General features: G+C 68.0%; 4 protein-coding genes. 1 reads left to right on the top strand and 3 read right to left on the bottom strand.

The window, feature by feature from the left end; all coding sequences use genetic code 11:
- Positions 1-1,011, top strand: a 1,011-nt coding sequence (locus ITJ56_RS18045) for an AraC family transcriptional regulator (protein ID WP_228518188.1), incomplete at its 5' end; no start/stop codon positions are given.
- A gap of 40 nt (positions 1,012-1,051) precedes the next feature.
- On the opposite strand, the gene ITJ56_RS18050 is transcribed toward ITJ56_RS18045, so the two are convergent.
- The 3 genes from ITJ56_RS18050 to ITJ56_RS18060 all read right to left on the bottom strand — a co-directional run.
- Positions 1,052-1,303, bottom strand: a complete 252-nt coding sequence (locus ITJ56_RS18050; protein WP_194632012.1) for a hypothetical protein — start codon at positions 1,301-1,303, stop codon at positions 1,052-1,054.
- Positions 1,300-1,581, bottom strand: a complete 282-nt coding sequence (locus ITJ56_RS18055) for a hypothetical protein (protein ID WP_194632013.1) — start codon at positions 1,579-1,581, stop codon at positions 1,300-1,302. Before ITJ56_RS18055 ends, ITJ56_RS18050 begins: the two co-directional genes overlap by 4 nt.
- Before the next feature lie 384 nt (positions 1,582-1,965).
- Positions 1,966-2,268: MarR family winged helix-turn-helix transcriptional regulator (locus ITJ56_RS18060; RefSeq protein WP_194632014.1), on the bottom strand; the 303-nt coding region annotated here is incomplete at its 5' end.

The raw sequence follows: 2,268 nt of genomic DNA on the forward strand, positions 1-2,268 counted from the left end.
GAGAATCGGAGGGTGGATGAGGCAGTGGTGGAGCGGACGCGGTTGGTTGCGCGGATGGGTGAGGTTGCAGGGGCGCGACAGGTGGTTGCTCGAACCCACCGGACGCATGGCCTGCAAGTCACCGCGGGTGCGGACCCGTTCGTCTTTGAGGAGACGGTTACGGGGACGGAGCTGCTGTCGTTGGAGTCGATGCAGTGCACGGGGACCGTACGGGGTGAGGTTGAGTCCGACGACGCCGTAATCGTGGTCTGGTTGAAGTCCGGCCATGGCAAGGTCGATGGTGACGAGTTGCTCCCCGGTCGGCCGGTGCTGTACCGGGAGGGCCGGCAATCGTTCCGGTGGACGGACTTCTCGAAAGATCTCATGCGCATCGACCGGGACACTGTCGAGCGGGTCGCGGCGGAACGGGGCGGTTGGAATCAGGCGCCGTTGGAGTTCAAACCGCACCACGTCCCGGAAGGTGCTCCGCTCGCGGCGTGGTGGTTGGTCGTGCGGACCATCGCGCCCGAGATCCTCGGCACGGTTGGCCCGGTCTCGGCTGAGCGGGAGCGGGAGCTGAGCCGGTTCGCCGCGGCGGGCCTGTTGACGGCGGTGCCGCATTGGCCGGTCGGACAGGGGCGGGAGGTGCCGGCACGGACCCGACTGGCGAAAGCCGAGGCGTTCCTGCTGGACCACGTCGCGGACCGAGTCACCGTCGACGACGTCGCGGCGGCAGCGGGACTCAGCGTCCGGGGCTTGCAGGGCGCGTTCCAACGGGTTCACGGCGTCTCGCCGCTGTCGTACCTCAAAGGAGTTCGACTGCTGCTGGCCCGAGAGCACCTCGAGTCGGGCACTGCGGAGTCGGTCGCAACGGTGGCACGGTCGGTCGGGATGACGCATCTCAGCCGGTTCGCGAGCGACTACCGTGCGGAGTTCGGCCAGCTTCCCCGCGACGTGCTCCGCGACGCTGCAGCCGGGTGGGGGCCTGCGGTGCGGGACCGCAGTGCGGTGTCGACGACAACTACTCGGTAGAAAACCCGTCGGTGTGCATCGGTGAGTCCGTCGGGGACGTTCAGCACGACGGTGCTGCCCGGACCCGGAGGACGCGGTCGGTGAGCGCGGTCTGCGCGGCGCGGAAGGTGCGATAGTCACCGATGTACTCGCCGAAGCCGTTGCGGACGAAGAAGTGGCGACCCTGCTGATCAATCGTGCCTGCGAATGCTCCGCGGTGGTCGGCGACCCAGAAGCCGTCGTCAGCTGTCGCCCAGCCGAGCACTGCCTGCGCGGCCGGGGACACGTTCGGGTGGTGCAGGAGAATGCTCATGCGGTTGGCTCCCTGAGAAAATCGCCGTAGGTCGGCTCATCGGATGTGATCAGGTCGTCGCTGGTCACCGGGGTGACGGCAGCGATCGCGGGGAGGTCGTTGACGCGGGCAGTGACGAGCGCATCGAGCTCGGCCGGAGCGAGGAGTCCCCGACGGTGCCACTCGGCTTCTACGTGCCGGGAATGCGGTCGAGTGTCGGTTTCCGGGCTGTCGGCGCGGAGCAGCGGGATCATGTCGATCGGTTCGGTCGGCGGCAGCGACGCCTCGGGTGCGGTCACCAGGTCCCCGCGGTCATCACCGTCGCGGTGACGGCCGTGACGGAAGCCAGCCCAGTGATCACCGCAGTACCAGCAAGGCGACGTCCGCGCCGTGCCTGCTGCACCTCGGAGAGCACCGGTCGGCATCCACGCCCCATCCGTGATGTGGTCGGCGCTGTTCCCTGGGTGAGACCTACTGCGGCGGACGGGATGAATGGGAAGGTCATGCGGCCCCGGGCCCTTTCCGTGGCGGGATCGGCCACGACAACTGTTCAGGCGCTACCCGAATCGTGCTTCCGGCGGAACAGCCGGGGTCATCGCGAGGGGCGCGGAATTCCTGACAACCCCACGCTACAAACCCCCCACCGAAGGCCGCTAACTTTCTTAACGAGAAGCGCTATCTGGTCAGTCTTCCGTCGTGGCGGTGCGGTCGATGACCTCTTGCACGGCGGCGGCGAGGGAGATGATGTGTTCCGCTTCCGCTGCGGGGACGGCGTCGAGCAGCTCCTGCACGGCGTCGGGCAGGTCCTCGTATGCCTCGAGGAGACAGTGCTGTCCGACCGTCGTCAGTCGAACGATCCGTGATCGGCGGTCGTCCGGGTCGGGTTCCCGCGCAACGAGGCCACGCGTGACGAGCCGGTCAACCGCCTGGGTCGCAGCGGCGCTGGTCACCCCAAGAACGCCCGCGAGATCCGTTGCGCGTGCCGG

This window comes from Curtobacterium sp. VKM Ac-1376, assembly GCF_015351025.1.
Taxonomy (GTDB): domain Bacteria; phylum Actinomycetota; class Actinomycetes; order Actinomycetales; family Microbacteriaceae; genus Curtobacterium.